Origin of the sequence: Saccharothrix sp. ST-888, assembly GCF_000955975.1 — a bacterium.
In the GTDB taxonomy this organism is placed as follows: Bacteria; Actinomycetota; Actinomycetes; order Streptomycetales; family Streptomycetaceae; genus Kitasatospora.
On sequence record NZ_JYJF01000030.1, the window covers coordinates 23,571 to 46,481 of the forward strand.

20 protein-coding genes and 1 pseudogene are annotated in these 22,911 nt (G+C 72.6%); 11 read left to right on the forward strand and 10 right to left on the reverse strand.

The annotated features are described in order from the left end of the window. The first annotated feature begins 102 nt into the window (after positions 1–102). The gene (locus UK12_RS12815; protein WP_045303053.1) at positions 103–2,499 is read left to right on the forward strand and encodes a Tex family protein; all 2,397 of its coding nucleotides are present in this window, start codon (positions 103–105) and stop codon (positions 2,497–2,499) included. A 142-nt stretch (positions 2,500–2,641) separates the two neighbouring features. On the opposite strand, the gene UK12_RS12820 is transcribed toward UK12_RS12815, so the two are convergent. Continuing rightward, positions 2,642–3,211: an NUDIX domain-containing protein gene (locus UK12_RS12820; RefSeq protein ID WP_045303026.1), complete on the reverse strand. Its 570-nt coding sequence runs from the start codon at positions 3,209–3,211 to the stop codon at positions 2,642–2,644. Between the two features lie 108 nt (positions 3,212–3,319). Beyond that, positions 3,320–3,793 (reverse strand): annotated as a pseudogene (locus UK12_RS12825) (ionic transporter y4hA); the annotation flags it as partial. A gap of 158 nt (positions 3,794–3,951) precedes the next feature. On the opposite strand from UK12_RS12825, the gene UK12_RS39635 reads away from it, so the two are divergent. Continuing rightward, entirely contained in the window at positions 3,952–4,107 is a 156-nt protein-coding gene (locus UK12_RS39635) for a hypothetical protein (protein ID WP_156178688.1), read from the forward strand. 27 nt (positions 4,108–4,134) lie between these two features. On the opposite strand, the gene UK12_RS37830 is transcribed toward UK12_RS39635, so the two are convergent. Continuing rightward, the gene (locus tag UK12_RS37830) at positions 4,135–5,655 is read right to left on the reverse strand and encodes a carbohydrate binding domain-containing protein (RefSeq protein ID WP_045303027.1); all 1,521 of its coding nucleotides are present in this window, start codon (positions 5,653–5,655) and stop codon (positions 4,135–4,137) included. 495 nt (positions 5,656–6,150) lie between these two features. Here UK12_RS37830 and UK12_RS12835 point away from each other — a divergent pair, with 495 nt between their 5' ends. After that, positions 6,151–7,107 (forward strand): aldo/keto reductase, encoded by a 957-nt coding sequence (locus UK12_RS12835; RefSeq protein ID WP_045303028.1) that lies wholly within the window; start codon positions 6,151–6,153, stop codon positions 7,105–7,107. A 102-nt stretch (positions 7,108–7,209) separates the two neighbouring features. Here UK12_RS12835 and UK12_RS12840 read toward each other — a convergent pair whose 3' ends face one another. The 3 genes from UK12_RS12840 to UK12_RS12850 all read right to left on the reverse strand — a co-directional run bounded on the left by UK12_RS12840 (position 7,210) and on the right by UK12_RS12850 (position 10,425). After that, entirely contained in the window at positions 7,210–7,800 is a 591-nt protein-coding gene (locus tag UK12_RS12840; protein WP_045303029.1) for a GNAT family N-acetyltransferase, read from the reverse strand. Positions 7,801–7,967: 167 nt separating this feature from the next. Then, a complete protein-coding gene (locus UK12_RS12845; RefSeq protein ID WP_045303030.1) occupies positions 7,968–8,642 on the reverse strand; it encodes a nitroreductase family protein in 675 nt (224 codons plus the stop codon). A gap of 145 nt (positions 8,643–8,787) precedes the next feature. Continuing rightward, the gene (locus UK12_RS12850) at positions 8,788–10,425 is read right to left on the reverse strand and encodes an ABC-F family ATP-binding cassette domain-containing protein (RefSeq protein WP_045303031.1); all 1,638 of its coding nucleotides are present in this window, start codon (positions 10,423–10,425) and stop codon (positions 8,788–8,790) included. Between the two features lie 290 nt (positions 10,426–10,715). On the opposite strand from UK12_RS12850, the gene UK12_RS12855 reads away from it, so the two are divergent. The 4 genes from UK12_RS12855 to paaK all read left to right on the forward strand — a co-directional run bounded on the left by UK12_RS12855 (position 10,716) and on the right by paaK (position 14,523). Beyond that, a complete protein-coding gene (locus tag UK12_RS12855) occupies positions 10,716–12,323 on the forward strand; it encodes an ABC-F family ATP-binding cassette domain-containing protein (protein WP_045303032.1) in 1,608 nt (535 codons plus the stop codon). Positions 12,324–12,399: 76 nt separating this feature from the next. After that, on the forward strand, positions 12,400–12,666 hold the full coding sequence (locus UK12_RS12860) for a hypothetical protein (RefSeq protein WP_045303033.1): 267 nt from the start codon (positions 12,400–12,402) through the stop codon (positions 12,664–12,666). A 2-nt stretch (positions 12,667–12,668) separates the two neighbouring features. Continuing rightward, the gene (locus tag UK12_RS12865) at positions 12,669–13,037 is read left to right on the forward strand and encodes a hypothetical protein (RefSeq protein WP_045303034.1); all 369 of its coding nucleotides are present in this window, start codon (positions 12,669–12,671) and stop codon (positions 13,035–13,037) included. Between the two features lie 139 nt (positions 13,038–13,176). Next, positions 13,177–14,523: a phenylacetate--CoA ligase PaaK gene (gene paaK, locus UK12_RS12870; RefSeq protein WP_045303055.1), complete on the forward strand. Its 1,347-nt coding sequence runs from the start codon at positions 13,177–13,179 to the stop codon at positions 14,521–14,523. Positions 14,524–14,551: 28 nt separating this feature from the next. Here the strand turns inward: paaK and UK12_RS12875 are convergent, their stop codons facing one another. From UK12_RS12875 to UK12_RS12880, 3 genes are read right to left on the reverse strand one after another with little or no spacing between them, the layout of a single operon-like run. After that, the gene (locus UK12_RS12875) at positions 14,552–15,199 is read right to left on the reverse strand and encodes a Pr6Pr family membrane protein (protein WP_045303035.1); all 648 of its coding nucleotides are present in this window, start codon (positions 15,197–15,199) and stop codon (positions 14,552–14,554) included. Then, positions 15,151–15,567 (reverse strand): LuxR C-terminal-related transcriptional regulator, encoded by a 417-nt coding sequence (locus tag UK12_RS45005; protein ID WP_156178689.1) that lies wholly within the window; start codon positions 15,565–15,567, stop codon positions 15,151–15,153. The genes UK12_RS12875 and UK12_RS45005 overlap by 49 nt, the downstream gene beginning before the upstream one ends. Before the next feature lie 28 nt (positions 15,568–15,595). Continuing rightward, positions 15,596–15,859, reverse strand: coding sequence for a DUF1876 domain-containing protein (locus UK12_RS12880; RefSeq protein WP_045303036.1), 264 nt, complete (start codon positions 15,857–15,859; stop codon positions 15,596–15,598). A gap of 410 nt (positions 15,860–16,269) precedes the next feature. Here UK12_RS12880 and UK12_RS12885 point away from each other — a divergent pair, with 410 nt between their 5' ends. From UK12_RS12885 to UK12_RS12900, 4 genes are all read left to right on the forward strand, one after another. After that, positions 16,270–17,430, forward strand: coding sequence for a CaiB/BaiF CoA transferase family protein (locus UK12_RS12885; protein WP_197084803.1), 1,161 nt, complete (start codon positions 16,270–16,272; stop codon positions 17,428–17,430). 16 nt (positions 17,431–17,446) lie between these two features. Further along, complete coding sequence (locus tag UK12_RS12890; RefSeq protein WP_045303037.1) at positions 17,447–18,589, forward strand: acyl-CoA dehydrogenase family protein; 1,143 nt, start codon at positions 17,447–17,449, stop codon at positions 18,587–18,589. A 16-nt stretch (positions 18,590–18,605) separates the two neighbouring features. Then, the gene (locus UK12_RS12895; RefSeq protein ID WP_045303038.1) at positions 18,606–19,820 is read left to right on the forward strand and encodes an acetyl-CoA C-acetyltransferase; all 1,215 of its coding nucleotides are present in this window, start codon (positions 18,606–18,608) and stop codon (positions 19,818–19,820) included. A 79-nt stretch (positions 19,821–19,899) separates the two neighbouring features. Further along, positions 19,900–22,065, forward strand: a complete 2,166-nt coding sequence (locus tag UK12_RS12900) for a 3-hydroxyacyl-CoA dehydrogenase NAD-binding domain-containing protein (RefSeq protein WP_045303039.1) — start codon at positions 19,900–19,902, stop codon at positions 22,063–22,065. A 67-nt stretch (positions 22,066–22,132) separates the two neighbouring features. Here UK12_RS12900 and UK12_RS12905 read toward each other — a convergent pair whose 3' ends face one another. Continuing rightward, complete coding sequence (locus UK12_RS12905; protein WP_045303040.1) at positions 22,133–22,858, reverse strand: MerR family transcriptional regulator; 726 nt, start codon at positions 22,856–22,858, stop codon at positions 22,133–22,135. Between the last annotated feature and the right edge of the window lie 53 nt (positions 22,859–22,911).

Sequence of the window (22,911 nt, forward strand, 5' to 3'; positions counted from 1 at the left end):
CTGCCAGAATGCAGGGCGAACCGCAGGGCGCACACGGGGTGTGCAGCGCTCATCGCGGAACGCTCAACCCCGAACCAGGAGAAGGTGGCCGGCTTCGTGACCATGCCAGTCGAACGCAAGATCGCCGAAGAACTGGGCGTCCGCGAAGGGCAGGTGAAGGCGGCCGTCGACCTGCTCGACGGCGGAGCCACCGTCCCCTTCGTCGCCCGCTACCGCAAGGAGGCCACCGGTTCGCTGGACGACACCCAGCTGCGCACCCTGGAGGAGCGGCTGCGCTACCTGCGCGAGTTGGAGGAGCGCCGGAGCGCCGTACTGGAGTCCATCGACTCCCAGGGCAAGCTGGACGACAGCCTGCGGGCCCGGATCCTCGCCGCCGACTCCAAGGCGCGGTTGGAGGACATCTACCTCCCGTACAAGCCCAAGCGGCGGACCAAGGCGCAGATCGCCCGCGAGGCCGGTCTCGAACCGCTCGCCGACGCCCTGCTCGCCGACCCCACCCAGGACCCCTCGGCGCTGGCCGCAGGCTACTTGAACGAGTCGGTCGCCGATCCGGCCGCCGCCCTGGAGGGCGCCCGCGCGGTCCTGGTGGAGCGCTTCGGCGAGGACGCCGACCTGGTCGGCAGCCTGCGCGAGCGGATGTGGACCCGCGGCCGGCTGGTCGCCACCGTCCGCGACGGCAAGGAGCAGGACGGCGCCAAGTTCGCCGACTACTTCGACTTCGCGGAGCCCTACACCAAGCTCCCCTCGCACCGCATCCTGGCCATGCTGCGCGGCGAGAAGGAGGAGGTCCTCGACCTCGAACTCTCGCCCCTGGACGGCTCCGAGAGCACCGACCTGCCCGGCGAGAGCGACTACGAGCAGCGGATCGCCGCCCGCTTCGGCATCGCCGACCGGGGCCGCCCCGCCGACAAGTGGCTCACCGACACCGTCCGCTGGGCCTGGCGCACCCGCATCCTGGTCCGGCTCGGCATCGACCTGCGCACCCGGCTGCGCCAGGAGGCCGAGGACGAGGCCGTCCGCGTCTTCGCCGCCAATCTGCGCGACCTGCTGCTCGCCGCCCCCGCCGGAACCCGCGCCACCATGGGTCTTGACCCCGGCTTCCGGACCGGGGTGAAGGTCGCGGTGGTGGACGCCACCGGCAAGGTCGTCGCCCACAGCACCATCTACCCCCACCAGCCCGCCAACAAGTGGGACGCCGCCCTGGCCACCCTCGCCGAGCTGGCGCACAAGCACGCGGTGGACCTGGTCGCGATCGGCAACGGCACCGCCTCCCGCGAGACCGACAAGCTCGCCGAGGACCTGATCAAGCGTCACCCCGAGCTGAAGCTCACCAAGGCGATGGTCTCCGAGGCCGGCGCTTCGGTGTACTCCGCCTCCGCGTTCGCCTCCCAGGAGCTGCCCGAGCTCGACGTCTCCATCCGGGGCGCGGTCTCCATCGCGCGCCGGCTCCAGGACCCGCTGGCCGAACTGGTCAAGATCGACCCCAAGTCGATCGGTGTCGGCCAGTACCAGCACGACCTGAGCGAGGTGAAGCTCTCCCGCTCGCTCGACGCCGTGGTCGAGGACTGCGTCAACGCGGTCGGCGTGGACGTCAACACCGCCTCCGCACCGCTGCTCACCCGGGTCTCGGGCGTCACCGGCACGCTCGCCGACAACATCGTCGCCCACCGCGACGCCAACGGCCCCTTCCGCACCCGCAGGGCGCTCAAGGACGTGGCCAGGCTCGGTCCGAAGGCGTTCGAGCAGTGCGCGGGCTTCCTGCGCATCCCCGACGGCGACGACCCGCTGGACGCCTCCAGCGTGCACCCCGAGGCGTACCCCGTGGTCCGCCGCATCCTGGCCGGCACCGGCGGCGAGCTGCGCGCGCTGATCGGCAACAGCGGGGCACTGCGGGCGCTGCGCCCCGCCGACTTCGCCGACGACACCTTCGGTGTGCCGACCGTCACCGACATCCTCGCCGAGCTCGACAAGCCCGGACGCGACCCGCGCCCGGCCTTCCGCACCGCCGTCTTCAAGGAGGGCGTCGACAAGATCGGCGACCTGGAGGTCGGCATGGTGCTGGAGGGCGTGGTCACCAACGTCGCCGCGTTCGGCGCGTTCGTGGACGTGGGCGTGCACCAGGACGGCCTGGTCCACGTCTCGGCGCTGTCCAGGACCTTCGTCAAGGACCCGCGTGAGGTGGTCAAGCCCGGCGACATCGTCCGGGTGCGGGTCACCTCGGTGGACGTCGCACGCAAGCGGATCGGGCTGACGCTCCGGCTGGACGACGAGGTCGCCCCGGGCTCCGGCTCCGGTGGCGGCGGGGAGGGGCGCCGGGAGCGGGGTCCGCGTCCGCCGCGCCAGGACCGGCGTGGTGACGGGGAGCGGCGCGGTGACGGGGACCGCCGTGGCGGCGGCGGCGACCGGCGCGGCGGGGCACCGGCCCAGGTCGCCAACAGTGCGATGGCCGACGCCCTCCGCCGGGCCGGTCTGGCGGGCGGGGACTCGGGCAGGCGCTGAGCCTTCCCCGGTGGCCCGGTGGCGTCTGATCAGGCGTTGCCGGGCCGCCTGGTGGCGGGTCCGGCCCCGGGCCCGGACCGGTCGGGGTGCGGCGGCTTCGGCACGCATGACACCCGACCGGTCGACTGCCCTGTCCGGGACGTCAGTTGGCCGGCGAGCGGGACTCGACGGCGAGGTCGACGAGCTCGCCCCACCAGGCATCGCGGCCCTGGGTGAGCAGGCGGCGGGCCTCCTCGGGCGCCACGGTGCGGACCTCGACGACCTGTTCGCCGTCCTCCGGATTGGTCGGGGCGGAGTCCACCGTGACCTCGGCCCAGCCCCAGAGCCAGGCCTTCTCCGGGTGCGGCTGCCACGGGCGGTACGGTACCGGACTGTCCGTCACACAGCGGTGCGCGCCGATCCAGACCGGTGGCCCGGTCAGCCGGGCGCCCGCCTCCTCGCGCAACTCCCGCACCAGGCACGACTCGATGCTCTCCGCCTCTTCCCGGGTGCCGCCCGGCAGGAACCAGTGGCCGCGGGTGTCGCGGCAGAGCACCACTCCGCCCTCCGAGAACCCGACCAGGTGGATGTTGGTGATCAGTGCGTCCGGCGGCAGCTCCGTCGAGAACTGGGCGTCGATGCCGCCCCAGGCCCAGCGCTGCGGTGCGTGCAGACCGGGGAACCGCGCCGCCAGGTCCGCCGGTTCTGCTGCTCTGTCAGTTGTGTCCGTCATTCAGAGATCGTAGTCCCAGCGCGCGGTGCGTGCTGCCGTTCGGTGGCGCCGAGTGATCCGGCGGTCGCCGAGGGGCAGGGGGCGGGGGACGGTGGCGACGGACGGACGTCACGGACTGACGGCGAGGACCAGGCAGGTGGCCAGGACGGCGAGGTGGACGGCGCCCTGGAGCGGGGTGGCGCGACCGGGGACGACGGTCAGGGTGCCGACGGCGACCGTGAGGGTGAGCAGCACCATGTGGGTCGCGCCGAGCCCGAGGACCAGCGGGCCGCTCAGCCAGCTGGAGGCGATCGCGACGGCCGGGATGGTGAGGCCGATGCTGGCGAGGGCGGAGCCGAGCGCGAGGTTGAGACTGGTCTGCATCCGGTCGCGGACGGCGGCTCGGACGGCGGCGATCGTCTCCGGCAGCAGGACCAGCAGCGCGATCACCACGCCCACCACGGAGGCGGGCAGTCCGGCCGAGGCCACGGCGGACTCGATGGTCGGCGACACCCCCTTGGCGAGGCCCACCACCGAGACCAGGGCGACGGCGAGCATCGCGATACCGGTGAACGCCTGGCGGGAGGTGGGCGGTTCGGCGTGGTGGACGGCGGCCAGGACCGCGCCGGCCAGGAAGCAGGCCACCAGTGCGACCAGCGGTCCGGGCAGTGAGCGCCCCCAGGCGAGCGCCAGCAGCACGAAAGGCCAGCACCGGCACGGTGACGGTCCACCGCAGGGCTTCCGCACGGAGGCGAATGATCATGCGGGTCGGGCCTCCCGGATCGCTGGGTTCGTGGTCGGGCCAGCAGATCACGGACGGGCGGATCGGGGAGGCGGGCGCGCGCGGGTGTACTGCGTTCGGCGTCGCCCTGAAGATCGCCGCCGACCGGTCGCAGGCGGCGCTGGCCGCACCCTGACGGATCGTCGGCGCCGGCGGGCGGGCGTCAGCCGGTGTACTGGGCGAAGATCTTCGAGAACTCGTACGGCGACTGCGGGATGTTGGTGCACTTGAAGAGTGCGCCGGTGCAGGCGGCGGCGTCCCGGGTCATCTCCCAGAAGCCCAGCACGCCGAGGTGGTGCTGCTGGGCGAAGGACACCAACTTCCGGGCGGCGGACTGGTCGTAGATGCCGTGGTCGTCGTTCTCGCCGAGCATCGGGGTGACCCCGGTCATCGCCCAGAGCTGGGCGTCCGTCCTGGCCGGGTAGAGCGTCTTCAGCTGGTCGTGGGTGGACTGCGCGGCCTGGACGGCGTCGTCACCGTAGTCGGTGCTCGGCCGGTTGTAGTCCATCGCCATCACGTTCACCAGGTCGAGGTTGACCCCGGCGTCGCGGGCGGACCTGACCACGGCGACCCCGTCGGCGGTCAGACCCTCCGGCAGGACGGGCAGGGTGAGTGAGACCTTCAGGCCGGGGTGGGCCTGCTGGAGCCTGGCCAGCACGGCCGAACGGCGGTCGTTGGCGGCCGTGTCGACCACGGCGGTGCCCTCGATGTCGAAGTCCACGTACCTGAGGTTGTAGGCGTTCACCACGGCGTCGTACTCGGCGAGGAGCGAGTCCACCGTCGAGCAGGCCTGGGCGAGTTCGGTGCCGGAGGCGCCGCCGAAGGAGACCTTGACGTCGCCGCCCGCCGCCCGGACGGCGTCGATCTGGTCCTTGGCCCAACCGCTGCGCGGGTCATAGGCGTTGAACCAGGAGGCCTTGCATCCGCTGGGCGCGGTGATGAACGCCATGGTGAAGGACTTGAGGTTGCCGTTCGCCGCCATGTCCTTGAGCGAGGGGGTCGGCCAGGCGCCCATGTCCACGTAGGGGGCGACCGGGAGGGCGACGTCCGGCGGCGGGGTCTGGGTCTGGCTGGAGCCCGGGGACGGCGACGGGGACGGGGAACCGCTGCTGGGCGGCGGGGTGGTGGGCGGCGGGGCGCCGGGTCCGCCGAGCAGCAGGTCGTCGGCGAGGTAGGCGCCCTGGCCGTACCAGCCGTGCAGGTAGACGGTGACGCTGGTGGTGCCGGGGCCGGTGGTGAAGCCGGTGCTCAGCTGCTGCCAGGAGTTGCCGCCGGGCGTCCAGACGGCCGGGTCGGTGACACCGGAGCCAATCGCGCCGAGGTAGACGTACTGGCCCTGGACCCAGGCGCTCAGCGAGTACTTGGTGTTCGGCTGGACGCTGACGCGCTGGCTGCACTGGGCGGTGTCGCTGCTGCTCGCGGCCCCCTGGAGGGCGTACGAGCCGCTGTGCGCCGGTGAGTTGACCACGCTTCCGGTGCCGCCGGAACAGCTCCACGGACCGAGCGAACCGCTCTCGAAGCCGGGGTTGGCGAGCAGATTTCCGTCCGCCGCACTGGCGTTGACGGCCACCGTGGTCAGCGCACCGGCCGCGAGCGCGGCGGCGCAGCCGATCGGGAGGAGCTTCGCGACCCGCCCGGTGCGCCGATGGGGCGCGGCGGACTGGCGGTTGAGAGCGCGTGGCATGCGGGGCTGCCTTTCGGACGTGCCGAGGACGCCGGGCGCGGGGTGGTGGGGGAGCGGCCGGCGGCTGGCTGCGGGGTGGTCCTGAAGACGGCGGGTGGGGCCCGCCCTGCCCTTCAAAATGGACTAGACCAACTGTGCACGTCAAGCACTGCTGTCAGGTTTTGAACCGCTCTTAAGGTCGGCGGTGGCACCGGACAGCCCCCCGTAGGGAACCGGTCTTCGATGTCCATCGGGCCCAACGGGCTGACCCATCGTCAGCATTCCTGCCGGTGGCGGTTCCGCCGTCCGGGCCGTCCACCTGCTCCGTTGTCAGTGCTGCTGCCACGGTGGCGGCACGTGCAGGGAGATGAGGTCAGGAGGCCACTCGTGGGCGCCTGGGACATCGGTCCGCTCCGCGCGGTGCCGGCGGCGGTGGGCGTGGGTGCTTGACCTGGAGCGTACTCCAGGCGGCAGGGTGGACCCGGACGTACAGAACGGGCTGGAGGAGAAGCGAAGATGCGCAACACGACACTGGGCAGCACCGGACCCGAGGTCGGCGTGGTCGGGCTCGGCTGCATGGGGATGACCTGGGCGTACGACTCCGCCGGGCGGGACAGCGAGGTGTCGGTGCAGGTGCTGCATGCGGCACTGGACCTCGGGGTCACCCTGATCGACACCTCGGACATCTACGGCCCCTACACCAACGAGGAGTTGGTCGGCCGCGCACTGGCCGGTCCGTACCGGGAGCGGGTGGTGCTGGCCACCAAGGTCGGTCTGGTGCCCGGCACCGGCGACGCCCGGACGGCGAACGACGGGCGCCCCGAGCACGTGCGGAAGGCGATCGACGAGAGTCTGCGCCGCCTCGGCACCGACCACGTCGACCTGTACCAGCTGCACCGGGTGGACCCGGCGGTGCCGATCGAGGAGACCTGGGGCGCGCTGGCCGAGACGGTCGCGGCGGGCAAGGCCCGGCAGATCGGCCTGTCCGAGGTGACGGTCGAGCAGATCAAGCGGGCGCAGGCGGTGCACCCGGTGGCCTCCGTGCAGAACGAACTCTCGCTCTGGACCAGGGACTCGCTCGCCGAGGTGCTCCCGTACACCGAGCAGCAGGGGATCGCCTTCCTGCCCTTCTCGCCGCTCGGCCGGGGCTTCCTGACCGGCCGGATCACCTCCGCGAGCGACCTGGCGGCCGACGACTGGCGCTCCACCCTGCCGCGGTTCCAGGCCGAGGCGGTGCAGGCGAATCTGGCGCTGGTGGAGCAGGTCAAGAAGATCGCCGCCAGGACCGGAGCCACCCCGGCGCAGGTGGCGCTCGCCTGGCTGCTGGCGCAGGGGCGGTACGTGGTGCCGATCCCGGGCACCAAGACGCCCAGGTACCTGGCGGACAACGCCGGCGCGGCGGACGTCGTGCTCGGCCCCGCGGACCTCGCCGAGCTGGACGCACTGCCCGCGCCGGTCGGCGGCAGGTACTGAACCCGGCCGGGCACCGGCTCACGGGTGCGGGGAGCTGCAAGCCCGCTGCGGGGCCGAGCAGTTCCCCGCACCAGGGGGCACCCGGCGCCTGGGCAGGGCAGCTCAGGCGCCGGGTCCTTCGGTGATCCAGATCAGCCTGCGGCCGGTCTCGGCCGGTGCGACGGGCTCGAAGTCCACCACCCGGTCGAGCCGGTAGCCGAGCTTGCGCGGAACGGCGGCGCTGGCCAGGTTGCCCTCGTCGCAGTGGATCTCCACCCGCCCGATGCCCGGCAGGGCGAGCGCGGCCCCGGTCAGCACCCCGGCGGCGGCGGTCGCCAGGCCGCGGCCGGCGTGGTCGAGGGCGACCCAGTAGCCGATCTCCAGCGCGCCCGCGCCGATCCGTCCGTGCAGGCCGAAGGCGCCTACCACGCTGCCCGGCAGGGAGTCCGGGCCGAGGACGTACATGAAGTCGGTGCCCGCGTCCCAGGCGTCCACCCCGGCCTGGGCCATCTCCCGGGTGCGCTCCAGGGTCGGCTTCGACCGGGCCCACTCCATCCACGGCCGCAGGTGTTCGAGGCTGGCGGTCACCGCCGCGTTCAGCCCGGGGGCGTCGCCCACCGTACGGCGGCGCAGCGAGAATCCGCCCGGCAGTGGAATCAGCTCGGGCGGGCGTCCCTCGGAGACGGCGGAGAGCTCGTCGGTGCTTTGACTCATGACCGGATTATTGCCCCCTGATACCCGCTCTGAACAGGTGTTTTCCGGTGACACGTCAGCTGGTCCGACTCCGCTGGTCCGACGCTGCCGCCGAGGTTTCGGACCCGGGCGGGCGGCGTCGGACCAGCGTGCGAGCCGGGCAGGGCCGGCGCGGGGCCGGGGCGCGGTCAGAGCCGGACCAGGACCTGGTCGAGGTCCTTGCGGTGCAGGTCCGGCACCCGGGCGTGGTCCGCCGGGTAGCCGACCGGGATGACGTACGCGGCGCGCTCCTCGCCCGGCCGCTCGCACACCTCGTTGAGGAAGCGCATCGGGCTGGGCGTGTGGGTGAGGGTGGCCAGCCCCGCCTGGTGCAGGGTGGCGAGCAGCAGGCCGACGGCGATGCCGACCGACTCCTTGGTGTAGTAGGGCCGCGGCGTCTCCGGCCCCTTGTGCACCTCGAAGACCACGATCACGGCGGGGGCGTCCTCGAGGAACGGTTTCTGCCAGTCCGTGCCGATCGGCCGGAGCGCTTCCAGCCACTCCGGTGAGGCGCGGTGCGTGTAGAACTCCTGCTCCTCCGCCTCGGCGGCCTCGCGCAGCTTCCGCTTGCGCTCCGGGTCGGTGATCACCACGAACCGCCAGGGCTGGATGTGCGCGCCGCTGGGCGCGGTCGAGGCGGTGCGGATCGCCCACTCGATCACCTCGTCGGGGATCGGGCGGGTGGAGTAGTCGCGGACGGTCCGGCGCTGCGACATCACGTCGTAGAAGGCCCTGCTGCGGTCCGCCGCCTCCTGGGCGGGGACCGTCATGGGGCGGAGCGGGACCGTCGGGTAGGCGGCCGCTGTCGATGCACTGTCAACCATGGTGCACAGCACAGCACATGGCCACGCCCGGCGGAAGGGCGACCGTGCCGGGGCGCGGGGAGCCGCGCGGGACCGGGCGCCCCGGCGGCGGGCGGTCCCGCGGATCCCCGCGCCCCGACGGTCGTGCCGGAGCCAGGGGCGCGGGTCAGCGCTCGTGCAGGCGGCCGTCGGCGACCTCCAGGCGGCGGTTGACCGTGACCGCCTCCAGCATCCGCCGGTCGTGGGTCACCAGCAGCAGCGTGCCGGTGTAGGAGGCGAGCGCGGACTCCAACTGCTCGATGGCGGGCAGATCCAGGTGGTTGGTGGGCTCGTCCAGCACCAGCAGGTTGACCCCGCGGGCCTGGAGCAGGGCGAGCGCCGCCCTGGTCCGCTCGCCGGGGGAGAGGGTGTCGGCCGGGCGCAGCACATGGGCCGCCTTCAGACCGAACTTGGCCAGCAGGGTGCGGACCTCCTCCGGCGAGAGCTCGGGGACCGCCGGGGCGAACGCCTCCGCCAGCGGTTCGCCGCCCAGGAACAGGCCGCGCGCCTGGTCGACCTCGCCGACCACCACGCCCGAGCCCAGCACCGCGCTGCCGCCGTCCAGTTCGAGCCGTCCGAGCAGCGCGGCGAGCAGGGTGGACTTGCCCGCGCCGTTGGCGCCGGTGATGGCGACCCGGTCGGCCCAGTCGATCTGCAGGTCCACCGGCCCGAAGGCGAAGTCCCCGCGCTTGACCGAGGCCCCGCGCAGGGTGGCCACCACGGCGCCGGAGCGCGGTGCGGCGGCGATCTCCATCCGCAGCTCCCACTCCTTGCGCGGCTCCTCGACCACGTCGAGGCGCTCGATCATGCGCTGGGTCTGCCGCGCCTTGGACGCCTGCTTCTCGGTCGACTCCTGCCGCATCGCGCGGCCCATCTTGTCGTTGTCGCCGCCCTTGCGGCGGGCGTTGCGGACGCCGTGCTCCATCCAGCCGCGCTGCATCCGGGCCCGCGCCTCCAGCCCCGCCTTGGTGTCCGCGTACTCGTCGTACTGCTCGCGGGCGTGCCGGCGGGCCACCGCGCGCTCCTCCAGGTACGCCTCGTAGCCGCCGCCGTAGACGTTGACCTGCTGCTGGGCGAGGTCCAGCTCCAGCACCCGGGTGACCGTGCGGGCCAGGAACTCGCGGTCGTGGCTGATCAGGACGGTGCTCGCCCGCAGACCCTTGACGAAGGACTCCAGGCGCTCCAGGCCGTCCAGGTCCAGGTCGTTGGTGGGCTCGTCCAGCAGGAAGACGTCGTAGCGGGAGAGCAGCAGCGAGGCCAGCCCCGCGCGGGCGGCCTGGCCGCCGGAGAGCGCGGTCATCGGCAGGTCGAGGCCGACCTTCAGCCCGAGCGAGTCGGCGACCTCCTCCGCGCGCTCCTCCAGGTCGGCGCCGCCCAGGTCCAGCCAGCGGTCCAGGCCGGCCGCGTACGCGTCGTCCGCGCCGGGACGGCCCTCGACCAGCCCCTCGGTGGCCTCGTCCAGGGCGGCCTGCGCCGCCGCCACGCCCGTACGGCGGGCCAGGAAGGCGCGGACCGACTCGCCCGCCCGGCGCTCCGGCTCCTGCGGCAGGTGGCCGACGTTGGCGGTCGGCGGGTTCAGTTTGACCGTGCCGCTCTCGGGGGTGCTGAGACCGGCCAGCAGGCGCAGCAGGGTGGACTTGCCCGCCCCGTTGACCCCGACCAGGCCGATCACGTCGCCAGGGGCGACGACCAGGTCCAGGCCGGAGAAGAGAGTGCGGTCGCCGTGGCCGGCGGTGAGGTCGTTGACTACGAGAGTGGCGCTCATGATGTCCCCGATCCTATCGGCGGCCGCGGAAAACCCTTTGCGAGTGCGGTGACGGTCCGCCTACCGTGGATCTCGTTGCCGCCGCAGGTGCTGCGGTGCCGCCAGACGAGGAGAAGGCCGTTGCTCTACTGAGGTCCTGAGACACCGCCCCCACGCACCCCCTTGACGTGTGCGTGGCGTGAGTGTGCGACCTCGGCAGCGAGCATCCTCCCTGCATCCTTTCGCGACCGCTTCCAGCGGTGTCTCCCGTGTTGCTCCCCTCACCCGCAGCAAACACACCGGAGGCCGCCATGGCGCATCCCACCACCTCCATCCTCTGTACCGGCCTGAGCTTCGAATGGCCGGACGGCAGCACCGTCCTCGACGGCTTCCACCTCGCCGTCGGCCCCGGCCGCACCGGGCTGATCGGGCTCAACGGGGCCGGCAAGTCCACCCTGCTGCGCCTGATCGCGGGCGAGCTCACCCCCGCCGCCGGCACCGTCCGGATCGGCGGCGAGCTCGGCTACCTGCCCCAGGACCTCACCCTGGACACGGAGCAGCGTGTCGACGAGGCCCTCGGGATCCGGGCCGCCCGCGAGGCGCTGCACGCCATCGAGTCCGGTGACACCGGTGAGCGGCACTTCGCCGCGATCGGCGACGACTGGGACGTCGAGGAGCGCGCCCGCGCCACTCTCGACCGGCTGGGGCTGGAACGGCTCGACCTCGACCGGACGGTCGGCGAACTCTCCGGTGGCGAGGCCGTGCTGCTGCACCTGGCCGCCCTGCTGCTGCGCCGCCCGGACGTCCTGCTGCTGGACGAGCCGACCAACAACCTGGACCGGCGCGCACGTTCGCTGCTCTACGAGGCCGTCGCCGGCTGGCCGGGGGTGCTGGTCGTGGTCAGCCACGACCGCGAACTGCTCCAGTACGTCGATCAGATCGCCGACCTGCGCGACGGTACGGTCACCTGGTACGGCGGCAACCTCGCCGACTACGAGCGCACCGTCGCCGCCCAGCAGGAGACCGCCGAGCGGCTGGTGCGGGTGGCCGAGGCCGACGTCCAGCGGCAGAAGCGCGACCTGGTCGAGGCCCGTACCAAGCTGGCCCGCAGCGCCAGTTACGGCAAGAAGCGCTCAGAGACCCGCAACGACCCGAAGATCTTCGCCGGGAAGCTCAAACGGCAGGCCGAGGAGACCGCGGGACGGGTCAAGGGCATGCACGCCGAGCGCCTCGCCGAGGCGAAGGAGCGGCTCACCGCCGCGGAGGAGGCCGTCCGCGACGACGCCGAGATCCGGATCGACCTCCCGCGCACCTTCGTCCCGCCGGGCCGGACGGTGCTCAGCCTCGACCGGGTCCGGCTCCCGTACGGCACTTCGGCCGACCTGGAGCTGCGCGGACCGGAGCGGATCGCCCTGGTGGGCCGCAACGGCGCGGGCAAGACCACCCTGCTGCGCACCATCGCGGGCGACCTCACCCCGCTCGCGGGGGAGGTCACCGTGCCCGTGCCGCTGCGGTACCTGCCGCAGCGCCTGGACCTGCTGGACGACAGCCGTTCGGTGGCCGACAACGTCAAGGCGTACGCGCCGGGCGCGGGCGACAACGCGATCCGGGCCAGGCTGGCCCGCTTCCGGTTCCGGGGCGGGCGGGCCGAGCAGCTCACGGGCACGCTCTCCGGCGGCGAGCGCTTCCGGGCCGCGCTGGCCGCCCTGCTGCTCGCCGACCCGCCGCCGCAGCTGCTGCTGCTGGACGAGCCGACCAACAGCCTCGACCTGGCCAGCGTCCGCCAGCTCACCCAGGCGCTCGCCGGGTACCAGGGGGCGCTCGTGGTGGCCAGTCACGACGTCCCGTTCCTGCGCGGGATCGGGATCACCCGATGGCTGGAGCTGGACGGCGAGTTGAGGGCGATCGGCGCGCTCTGACAACGCTCTGCCAAGGAGGGCGCCGCCGGGTGCGGAGGGGTGCCGCGAGCCGGCACCCCTCCGGTACCATCCCGGCATGCCAGCGCTCAATATCGAGTACACGGAGCCCGAACTCGCGGCGATCCGCGAGGCCGCCGCCGCGGACGGCAAGAGTGTCAAGGCGTATGTGCACGACCTGAGCGTCCGCGAGCAGCAGCGCCGGAGTTTCGTCAGGCACGCGGTGGCCTTCTGGAACGCCCACGTCGAGGAGTTCGACGCGGCCTTCCCGGAGGACGCCCCGGACACCGGGCACCGCGACACCGCACGCCGCGGCGCCGCCCGCTCCGACTCGGCCGCCGCCTGAGGATGCTCCAGGTCGACATCCGCTGGCTGCTCGACGTCCAGGAGTTGGCCTCGCCCGAGGACCTCACCGTGCGCGACTACTCCGCCCTCCAGGCGGCCGTCGCCCGGCACCGCGTCAACACCGCGCAGCTCGGCCACGACGCCGACCCGGCCTGGTGCGCGGCCGCCCTGATGCACACCATCGTCCTGCTGCGCCCGCTGCCGGTCCGCAACAACCTGTACGCCTGCATGGCCACCGCCGCCTACATGCACGCCGCCGACGAGGGCATCGACCCGCCCTACGGGGCCCTGGTCGAGCTGGCCCGCGACGTCGCCGACGGGACTTCGGACGTCTTCTCCGCCGCTCGGCGGATCCGCGCCTGGCGGATCTGAACCGGCGCGCGCCCGCCGGGCGAATCCCTTGACAGCCGGATCACCTCCTGGATTACTGGCCTTCACACTGCCGATGACCGAATGTTCGGTCGGTGCGCCGGGGCGGCGGGACCGGCAGCCGATCCGAGAGGACGAGTCGATGAGCCGCACCCCGACCGATGCCACCGGACCGGGCCGAAAGCTCGGCGAGCCGACCCCGCCCGAACTCCTCGACGCCGGCGAGCGGATGACTCCCGAGGAGCTCGGGGCGCACCAACTCGTCCGGCTGCGCAGCACGCTGCGCCACGCCTACGAGCATGTCGAGCTCTACCGGCGGAAGTTCGACGCGGCCGGGGTCGGGCCCGAGGACTGCCGCACGCTCGCGGACCTCGCCAAGTTCCCCTTCACCACCAAGGCCGACTTCCGGGACGCGTACCCCTTCGGCATGTTCGCCGTCCCGATGTCCGAGGTCCGGCGGCTGCACGCGTCCAGCGGGACCACCGGGCGGCCCACCGTGGTCGGCTACACCGAGCGCGACCTCTCGCTCTGGGCCGACCTGGTGGCCCGCAGCATCCGGGCGGCCGGCGGCCGCCCCGGGCACAAGGTGCACATCGCCTACGGCTACGGGCTGTTCACCGGAGGACTGGGCGCGCACTACGGGGCGGAACGGCTCGGCTGCACGGTGATCCCCGCCTCCGGCGGCATGACCGCCCGGCAGGTGCAGCTCATCCAGGACTTCCGGCCCGAGATCATCATGGTCACGCCGTCCTACCTGCTCACCCTGCTGGACGAGTTCGAGCGCCAGGGGATCGACCCGCGCGGCACCTCGCTGCGGATCGGGATCTTCGGCGCGGAGCCGTGGACCGAGGAGATGCGCCGCGAGATCGAGCAGCGGATGGACATCCACGCGGTCGACATCTACGGGCTGTCCGAGGCGCTCGGCCCCGGCGTGGCGCAGGAGTGCGTGGACACCAAGGACGGGCTGCACCTCTGGGAGGACCACTTCCTCCCCGAGATCGTCGACCCGTTCACCGACCGGGTGCTGGCCGACGGAACGGGCGGCGAGCTGGTCCTCACCTCGCTCACCAAGGAGGCGCTGCCCGTCATCCGCTACCGCACGCGCGACCTGACCCGGCTGCTGCCCGGCACCGCGCGCCCGGCCTTCCGCCGGATCGAGAAGATCACCGCCCGCTGCGACGACATGATCATCCTGCGTGGGGTCAACGTGTTCCCGAGCCAGATCGAGGAGATCGCGCTGCGCACTCCCGGCGTCGCACCGCACTTCCAGCTGCGGCTGTCCCGGCGCGGTCGGCTGGACCACATGACGGTCCGCGTCGAGGCGCGGCCGGACACCGGGCCCGACCGGCGGGCGGAGGCGGCCCGGGAGATCGGCCAGGGCATCAAGGACGGCGTCGGTGTCACGGTCGAGGTGGAGGTCGTGGACCCCGAGACGCTGGAGCGCTCGGTGGGCAAGATCCGCCGGGTGGTGGACCAGCGGGAGCGGTGAGCGCCCGCGGCCCGAGCTGCGGGAGGGCTCAGCCGGTGGCCGGGCGGAGCCTGCCGCGGAGGCTGGTGCCGAGGCGGTCCATGCCGATCACGGCGGCACCGAGGATCACGAACTCGACCGTGAGCTGGCCGATCTGGCCGGCCACCCAGGCGTAGCCGTGCTCGGTCGGGTCCAGGAAGAAGTACGGGTACCTGTTGTCGAAGTGCGGGAAGAGCGCGGCGCGCAGCTCGGTCAGGACGGCGTAGCCGAGCGGGAAGGAGAGCCAGAGCGGCAGGTTCCGCCAGTGCGAGACGTTGCGGGGCTTCAGGCAGAGCCAGTCGAGTACGACCATCACGGGTGTCGTGTAGTGCAGGAAGAAGCTCGACCAGTGCGCGAGGCGGTCGGGCCCGGAGAAGAGACCGGGCAGCGGGTTCTCGCCGTGGTTGAGGATGATGTGGGCGACCAGGCCGGTGATGGTGATGTAGAGCACGGCGGCGCCGCGCAGCCGGGGCGCCGGGGCGTCGGTGGTGTTGCGCCTGGTCATCCAGTACACGGCGCCGGCGAAGTAGCCGAGCACGATGACGTTGCTCTCGATGGTGAAGTACACCAGTGAGCCGGTGCCGAGGATCAGCCCGAGCCCGGCCGAGATCATGATGGCCAGGCGCCACCAGAGCGCTGGTCTGGTCCAGACTGACATGCGTTCACCGGTTCTTTTCGCAGGGGGTGGGGGTCGTCGCACTCTACCCACGGGTAGCGGCCGGGCGGAAGCCGTCGCGTGGACGGCAGCCGCCCGGTACCGGCCCGCCCGCGTCCCGGTGCTGCCGGCGGGATCGACCGGCCCCGGGCGTCCGGTGAGAACCAGGACCCGGCCCAGCGGGGTCGGACGAAGCCGGACTCATAGGCGGCGGTCACGGCCTGGGTGCGGTCCCGTGCGCCGAGTTCGGCGCGCACGCTGCCGACGTGGGGCGTGATCGTCTCCGGGCTCACCGCCAGCCGATCGGCGACCCCGCCGTTGGCCGGCCCGGCGCGGCGGCGCCTTCGAGGACCCGGACCGCCGGGACTCAGCGCCGTGACCGCCGCCGGGAGAGACCGCTCAGAAGATCAGGTGGGCGCGCTCGTGGGTGCGGACCTCGATTCCGGAGGCGGCCTTGTTGATCAGTTCGTGGGCGAGGTTGGAGCAGGCGCGGGCGGCTGCCAGCTCCTCGCCGACGGCGGAGTCCGGAGTGTCGTCCGGGTTGCGGCGGGCGACGCCGAGGCCCTGGACTCCGGGCGCGCTGAAGCCGCTCAGCGAGGCCGTGCAGGTGGTCCGGCTGTCGTCCTCTTCGAAGTTGAGGTCGACGATCCAGTGATTGTGCATGGTGGCTCATCTCCTCGGTGGAGAGATCGTAAGCCCCAGAATCCGCCGGGCGGGGGCGGTTGGCAAGGCGTGGTCGGCCGGGGTCCGCTCCCGGGTGTCGACCCGTCCTGATACAGCAGAGCGGAGTTTGTAATACGGGCTCGCGGCCCTGAAGCGGGAGGTGCCACGACCGGCCGGACCGACCCCGGGTGACCGTCCGCGGGCGACTCCGGCGGGGCGCCTGCCGTCCGACACCGGGTAGCGCCCGTCGTGCGGTGGCACGCAGTTGCCCGAGTGCGGTGGCCCACGGCCGCCCGGCCGCAGCCCAGCCCCGCCGAAAAGCCGTCCTGCCGCCCTTGTTACCGGTGGGTCGGATCCCTATCATCACGACTGTGACAGCCATACTGTCAAACACGTCGGGAGAGCAGCCGGTGCCGGAACGCAGCAGTGGCCCGCTCGCAGGGGTGCGGGTGGTGGAGCTCGCGGGCATCGGCCCGGGACCGTTCGCCGCGATGCTGCTCGCCGATCTCGGTGCGGACGTGGTCCGGGTGGACCGTCCCGGCCCGGTCGCGCTCGGCCAGGACCCGGACTTCGACGTCACCAACCGCAACAAGCGCTCCGTGGTGATCGACCTCAAGTCGCCCGAGGGCCCCGGTCTGGTGCTCGACCTGGTCGAGCGGGCCCACCTGTTGATCGAGGGCTACCGCCCAGGGGTGGCCGAACGGCTCGGCGTCGGACCCCAGGTGTGCCTGGACCGCAACCCCGCGCTGGTCTACGGCCGGATCACCGGCTGGGGCCAGGACGGGCCGCTCGCCGCGCGGGCCGGCCATGACATCGGCTACGCCGCCACCGCCGGGGTCCTCGGACTGATCGGTGCGCCCGGCGAGGCCCCGGCCATCCCGGTCAACCTGCTCGGCGACTACGCGGGCGGCTCGCTGTACCTGGTCGTCGGCCTGCTGGCCGCACTGCACCACGCCCGCGCCACCGGTGCCGGACAGGTCGTGGACGCCGCCATCGTGGACGGCGCCGCCCACCTCACCTCGATCCTCTGGGGCCTGCTCGCCGCCGGACAGTGGCAGGACCGGCGCGGCGTCAACCTGCTCGACGGCGGTGCCCCCTGCTACTCGGTCTACCGCACCGCCGACGGCGAGTACATGGCGGTCGGCGCACTGGAGCCGCAGTTCTACGCCGAGTTCACCAGGCTGCTGGAGCTGGAGCCGGACGCCCCCGGCCAGTTCGACCTCGCCCGCTGGCCCGAGCTGCGCGCGCGGATCGCGGCCCGCTTCGCCACCCGCACCCAGGCCGAGTGGACCGCCGTCTTCGAGGGCACCGACGCCTGCACCTCGCCGGTGCTGACCATGCGCGCGGCCGCCGGGCACGCACACCTCGCGGCGCGCGGCACCTACACCACGCACCGGGGCATCACCCAGCCGGCGCCCGCGCCGCGCTTCTCGGCCACCCCCGGCGAGCTGCGCCGCCCACCCGCCAGGCCCGGCGCGCACACCGGCGAGGTGGCCCGCGACTGGGGCGTCCCCGGACTGCTGCCCCGGGCCGGTCGGTTGCCCGACACCCATGAGACAGACGATCGTTGAGCCCTAGGAGAGCGCAGTGCAGCGCGAGATCTACACCGAGGAGCACGAGGCGTTCCGGGAGAGTGTCCGGGCGTTCCTGGCCCGCGAGGTGCTTCCGCACTACGAACGCTGGGAGCAGGCGGGCATCGTGGACCGCTCGGCCTGGCTGGCGGCGGGCAAGCAGGGGCTGCTCGGGCTCGCCGTGCCGGAGGAGTACGGCGGCGGGGGCACCACCGACTTCCGCCACCCGGCCGTGCTGGCCGAGGAGTTCGTCCGCGCGGGGATCAGCGGGCTGGCCATCGGGCTGCACAACGACATCATCGGCCCGTACCTGACCTCGCTCGCCACCGACGAGCAGAAGCAGCGCTGGCTGCCCGGCTTCTGCAGCGGCGAACTCATCACCGCCATCGCGATGACCGAGCCGGGCGCCGGGTCCGACCTCCAGGGCATCCGGACGCACGCCGTCGACCAGGGCGACCACTACCTGCTGAACGGCGCCAAGACCTTCATCTCCAACGGCATCCTCGCCGACCTGGTGGTGGTCGTGGCCAGGACCACCCCCGAGGGCGGCGCGCACGGCCTCAGCCTGCTGGTGGTGGAGCGCGGGACGGCGGGCTTCGAGCGCGGCCGCAACCTCGACAAGATCGGCCAGAAGGCCCAGGACACCGCCGAGTTGTTCTTCGACGACGTGGTCGTGCCCAAGGAGAACCTGCTCGGCGAGGAGAACCAGGGCTTCGGCTACCTGATGCGCAACCTCGCCCAGGAGCGGCTGGCGATCGCGGTCTCGGCGATCGCCGGGGCCGAGCACCTGGTGGAGCTCACCAGCGCGTACGTCAAGGAGCGGACCGCCTTCGGCCGCCCGCTCGCCAAGCTGCAGCACGTCCGGTTCGAGATCGCCGAGCTGGCGACCGAGTGCGCGGTCACCCGGACGTTCGTCGACCGCTGCATCACCGAGCACAACCGGTACGCGCTGACCCCGGTGGACGCCTCGATGGCCAAGTGGTGGGCCACCGAGCTGCACAAGCGCACCGCCGACCGCTGCCTCCAACTCCACGGCGGATACGGCTACATGGCGGACTATCCGGTGGCCAGGGCGTTCACCGACGGCCGGATCCAGACCATCTACGGCGGCACCACCGAGATCATGAAAGAGATCATCGGCCGCTCCCTCCTCGGCTAACCCGAAAGGCATCACCGTGACCACCGAAGCGTACGTCTACGACGCGATCCGCACCCCGCGCGGCCGGGGCAAAGCCAACGGCTCGCTGCACGGCACCAAGCCGATCGACCTGGTGGTCGGCCTGATCCACGAGATCCGCGCCCGCTTCCCCGACCTGGACCCCGCCGCGATCGACGACATCGTGCTCGGCGTGGTCAGCCCGCTCGGCGACCAGGGCTCCGACATCGCCCGGATCGCCGCCGTCGCCGCCGGGCTGCCGGACTCGGTGGCGGGCGTCCAGGAGAACCGCTTCTGCGCCTCCGGCCTGGAGGCCGTCAACCTCGCCGCGGCCAAGGTCCGTTCGGGCTGGGAGGACCTGATCCTGGCCGGTGGCGTGGAGTCGATGTCCCGGGTCCCGATGGGGTCGGACGGCGGCGCCTGGGCGATGGACCCGATGACCAGCTTCCAGGTCGGCTTCGCCCCGCAGGGCATCGGCGCCGACCTGATCGCCACCATCGAGGGCTTCTCCCGCACCGACGTGGACACCTTCGCCGCCGAGTCCCAGGCGCGCGCCGCCAAGGCGTGGGCCGACGGGAAGTTCGACCGCTCGGTGGTGCCGGTCAGGGACCGCAACGGACTCGTGGTGCTGGACCGCGACGAGCACTTCCGCCCCGGCACCACCGTGGAGACGCTGGCCGGCCTCAAGCCCTCCTTCGCGACCATCGGCGAGGCGGGCGGCTTCGACGCCGTCGCCCTGCAGAAGTACCACTGGGTCGAGTCGATCGACCACGTCCACACCGCGGGCAACTCCTCGGGGATCGTGGACGGCGCCGCCCTGGTCGCCATCGGCTCGCGCGAGATCGGCGAGCGGTACGGGCTGCGCCCGCGCGCCCGGATCGTCTCGGCCGCCGTCTCCGGCTCCGAGCCGACCATCATGCTCACCGGCCCGGCCCCGGCCACCCACAAGGCCCTCGCCAAGGCCGGACTCACAGCCGAGGACATCGACCTGGTCGAGATCAACGAGGCGTTCGCCGCCGTCGCCCTGCGCTTCATGCGCGAACTCGGCTTCAGCCACGAGAAGGTGAACGTCAACGGCGGGGCGATCGCCCTCGGCCACCCGCTCGGCGCGACCGGCGCGATGCTGATCGGCACCCTGATCGACGAGCTGGAGCGCCGCGACCTGCGCTACGGCCTGGCCACGCTGTGCGTCGGCGGCGGCATGGGCATCGCCACCGTCATCGAGCGCATCTGAACTCCCCTGGCCCTCCCGTCGCCCGCCGCCACCCTTCTTGGGACGCGCTTCGCGCGCAGCCTCGAACAGGACTTCCGACATGACTGAAGCAACCGCCATCCGCTGGGAGCAGGACGACGAGGGCGTGGTCACCCTCGTCCTCGACGACCCGGCCCAGTCCGTCAACACCATGAACGCCGCCTTCACCGAGGCGTTCATCACCGTCATCGAGCGCCTGAAGGCCACCGAGGGCCTGCGCGGCGTCATCATCACCTCCGCCAAGAAGACCTTCTTCGCCGGGGGCGACCTGCATCTGCTCCGCGCGGTCCAGCCCGCGCAGGCGGGCGAGTTCCTGGCGAACACGCTGCGCCTCAAGCGCGCCATGCGTGCGCTGGAGACACTCGGCAAGCCGGTGGTGGCCGCCGTCAACGGCGCCGCCCTCGGCGGCGGTCTGGAGATCGCGCTCAGCTGCCACCACCGCATCGCGCTGGACGCCCCCGGCAGCCGGATCGGACTGCCCGAGGTCACCCTCGGCCTGCTGCCCGGTGCCGGCGGCGTGGTCCGGACGGTACGGATGCTCGGCATCGCCGACGCGCTGCTCAAGGTGCTGCTCCAGGGGCGCCAGTACCGGCCCGCGCAGGCCCTGGAGATCGGCCTGGTGGACGAGATCGCCGGCACCGCCGAGGAGATGCTCGCCAAGGCGCACGCCTTCATCGACGCCAACCCGGAGTCGGTGCAGCGCTGGGACGTCAAGGGGTACCGGATCCCCGGCGGCACTCCGTCCACCCCCGCCTTCGCGGCCAACCTGCCGGCCTTCCCGGCCAATCTGCGCAAGCAGCTGGCCGGTGCGCCCTACCCGGCCCCGCGCAACATCCTGGCGGTCGCCGTCGAGGGCGCCCAGGTGGACCTGGACACCGCGCTGGTGATCGAGTCCAGGTACTTCACCGAGCTGGCCTGCGGCCAGACCGCCAAGAACATGATCCAGGCGTTCTTCTTCGACATGCAGGCCGTCAACTCGGGTGCGGGCCGGCCGAAGGGCGTCCCGGCGCGCGAGGTGCGCAAGGTCGCCGTGCTCGGCGCCGGAATGATGGGCGCGGGCATCGCGTACTCCTGCGCCAAGGCCGGGATGCAGGTGCTGCTCAAGGACGTCACGCTGGAGGCGGCCGAGCGCGGGAAGGCATACTCCGCCGGGCTGCTGGACAAGGCGGTGGCCCGCGGGCGGACGACCGAGGCCGAGCGGGCGGAGTTCCTGGCCCGGATCACGCCGACCGCCGAGGCCGCCGACCTGGCCGGCTGCGAGGCGGTGATCGAGGCCGTCTTCGAGAACCCGGAGCTCAAGCACAAGGTCTTCCAGGAGATCGAGGACGTCGTCGCGCCGGACGCGCTGCTCTGCTCCAACACCTCCACCCTCCCGATCGGCCTGCTCGCCGAAGGGGTGGGTCGCAGCGCCGACTTCATCGGTCTGCACTTCTTCTCGCCGGTCGACAGGATGCCGCTGGTGGAGATCATCCGCGGCCCGCAGAGCGGTGACGAGGCGCTCGCCCGCGCCTTCGACCTGGTCCGCCGGATCGACAAGACCCCGATCGTGGTCAACGACTCGCGCGGCTTCTTCACCTCGCGGGTCATCGGCCAGTTCATCAACGAGGGCGTGGCGATGGTCGGCGAGGGCGCCGACCCGGTCTCCGTCGAACAGGCCGCCGCCCAGGCCGGGTACCCCGCCAAAGTGCTCTCACTGCTGGACGAGCTGACGCTCACCCTGCCGCGCAAGATCCGCAACGAGGCTCGCCGGGCGATCGAGGAGGCGGGCGGCAGCTGGACCGCGCACCCCGCCGACCTGGTGATGGACCGGATGCTCGACGAGTTCGACCGCCCGGGGCGCAGCGGCGGCGCCGGCTTCTACGAGTACCAGGACGGGCGCCGCACCAGGCTGTGGCCGGGGCTGCGCGAGCACTTCAGCAAGCCCGGGGTGGAGATCCCGTTCGAGGACATGAAGGAGCGGATGCTCTTCGCGGAGGCGCTCGACTCCGTGCGCTGCCTGGAGGAGGGCGTGCTGACCTCGGTCGCGGACGCCAACGTCGGCTCCATCCTCGGCATCGGCTTCCCGGCGTGGACCGGCGGTGTGCTCCAGTACATCAACGGCTACCAGGGCGGACTGCCCGGCTTCACCGCCCGCGCCCGCGAGCTGGCGGCGGCGTACGGCGAGCGCTTCGACCCGCCCGCGCTGCTGGAACGCCTGGCGGCGGAGGGCGGCCGGTTCGAGGACTGACCGTCCGATCGGGGCTCCGCGCAGAGGTCTCCCGCTCCCCCGGCCTGCACGGCCGGGGGAGCGGGGCCTACTGCCGCTGCGCGGCCAGCTCCTCGGCGAGCGAGCGCTGGAAGGCCGTCACCAGGGCCTGGACCACCATCGGCTGGATCTGGTCGGTGAGTTCCTTCATCCGCTCCAGTTCGGCCGGCGGCGGATCGCTCTCCCGGTACGGCTTCCAGACCGTCTCGCGGAACAGCCGGTGCAGGTCGTGGGCGGTCGCCCGGCTGTGCAGCCGGACCACCGCGCGGGCCGCGACCAGCGTCTCCAGCGGGATCGGTACGTCCAGCACCCGCACCCCGAGCGGCAGCAGACCCGGGTCGACCTTGAAGACCTCGGGGTCGTCGGTGCGGTGCAGCGCACCCATCGCGGCCAGCCGGTCCACGTCGGCGTCCGAGAGCGCCCGCCCGGCCCGCCGCCCCAGCTGGTCGCGGGTGGCCTCCTCGGCGGCCTCCGGAGTCCAGGACGCCACCAGCGCCCGGTGGATGGCCAGGTCCAGCGAGCCGATGTCCGCGGGCAACTGCGCCAGGTACCGCTCGATCGCCGCGAGCGTCAGACCCTGCCGCTGCAACTCCTCGATCAGCTCCAGCCGTCCGAGGTGCTCGGCGCCGTACAGCCCGACCCGGCGCGGCCCCAGCTCCGGCGGCGGCAACAGGCCCTTGGTGCTGTAGAAGCGCAGTGTCCGCACCGTCACCCCGGCCCTGGCGGCCAGCTCGTCGACGGTGAGTCGCAGTGGCCCGGCCGACATTGCTGTCATGGAACGTAACCTCACGCTGACTCGGGAGAACCCGATGACCGACACGGCAGTGC

What these genes read in the sequence shown, in the direction of transcription:
- UK12_RS12905 (WP_045303040.1), bottom strand. Translation starts at nt 22,858, where the DNA reads ATGACAGCAATGTCGGCCGGGCCACTGCGACTCACCGTCGACGAGCTG.
- UK12_RS12900 (WP_045303039.1), top strand. Translation starts at nt 19,900, where the DNA reads ATGACTGAAGCAACCGCCATCCGCTGGGAGCAGGACGACGAGGGCGTG.
- UK12_RS12845 (WP_045303030.1), bottom strand. Translation starts at nt 8,642, where the DNA reads ATGGTTGACAGTGCATCGACAGCGGCCGCCTACCCGACGGTCCCGCTC.
- UK12_RS39635 (WP_156178688.1), top strand. Translation starts at nt 3,952, where the DNA reads ATGCGGGTCGGGCCTCCCGGATCGCTGGGTTCGTGGTCGGGCCAGCAG.
- UK12_RS12855 (WP_045303032.1), top strand. Translation starts at nt 10,716, where the DNA reads ATGGCGCATCCCACCACCTCCATCCTCTGTACCGGCCTGAGCTTCGAA.
- UK12_RS12815 (WP_045303053.1), top strand. Translation starts at nt 103, where the DNA reads ATGCCAGTCGAACGCAAGATCGCCGAAGAACTGGGCGTCCGCGAAGGG.
- UK12_RS12880 (WP_045303036.1), bottom strand. Translation starts at nt 15,859, where the DNA reads ATGCACAATCACTGGATCGTCGACCTCAACTTCGAAGAGGACGACAGC.
- UK12_RS12850 (WP_045303031.1), bottom strand. Translation starts at nt 10,425, where the DNA reads ATGAGCGCCACTCTCGTAGTCAACGACCTCACCGCCGGCCACGGCGAC.
- UK12_RS12865 (WP_045303034.1), top strand. Translation starts at nt 12,669, where the DNA reads ATGCTCCAGGTCGACATCCGCTGGCTGCTCGACGTCCAGGAGTTGGCC.
- UK12_RS12835 (WP_045303028.1), top strand. Translation starts at nt 6,151, where the DNA reads ATGCGCAACACGACACTGGGCAGCACCGGACCCGAGGTCGGCGTGGTC.
- paaK (WP_045303055.1), top strand. Translation starts at nt 13,177, where the DNA reads ATGAGCCGCACCCCGACCGATGCCACCGGACCGGGCCGAAAGCTCGGC.
- UK12_RS12875 (WP_045303035.1), bottom strand. Translation starts at nt 15,199, where the DNA reads ATGTCAGTCTGGACCAGACCAGCGCTCTGGTGGCGCCTGGCCATCATG.
- UK12_RS12860 (WP_045303033.1), top strand. Translation starts at nt 12,400, where the DNA reads ATGCCAGCGCTCAATATCGAGTACACGGAGCCCGAACTCGCGGCGATC.
- UK12_RS12820 (WP_045303026.1), bottom strand. Translation starts at nt 3,211, where the DNA reads ATGACGGACACAACTGACAGAGCAGCAGAACCGGCGGACCTGGCGGCG.
- UK12_RS37830 (WP_045303027.1), bottom strand. Translation starts at nt 5,655, where the DNA reads ATGCCACGCGCTCTCAACCGCCAGTCCGCCGCGCCCCATCGGCGCACC.
- UK12_RS12840 (WP_045303029.1), bottom strand. Translation starts at nt 7,800, where the DNA reads ATGAGTCAAAGCACCGACGAGCTCTCCGCCGTCTCCGAGGGACGCCCG.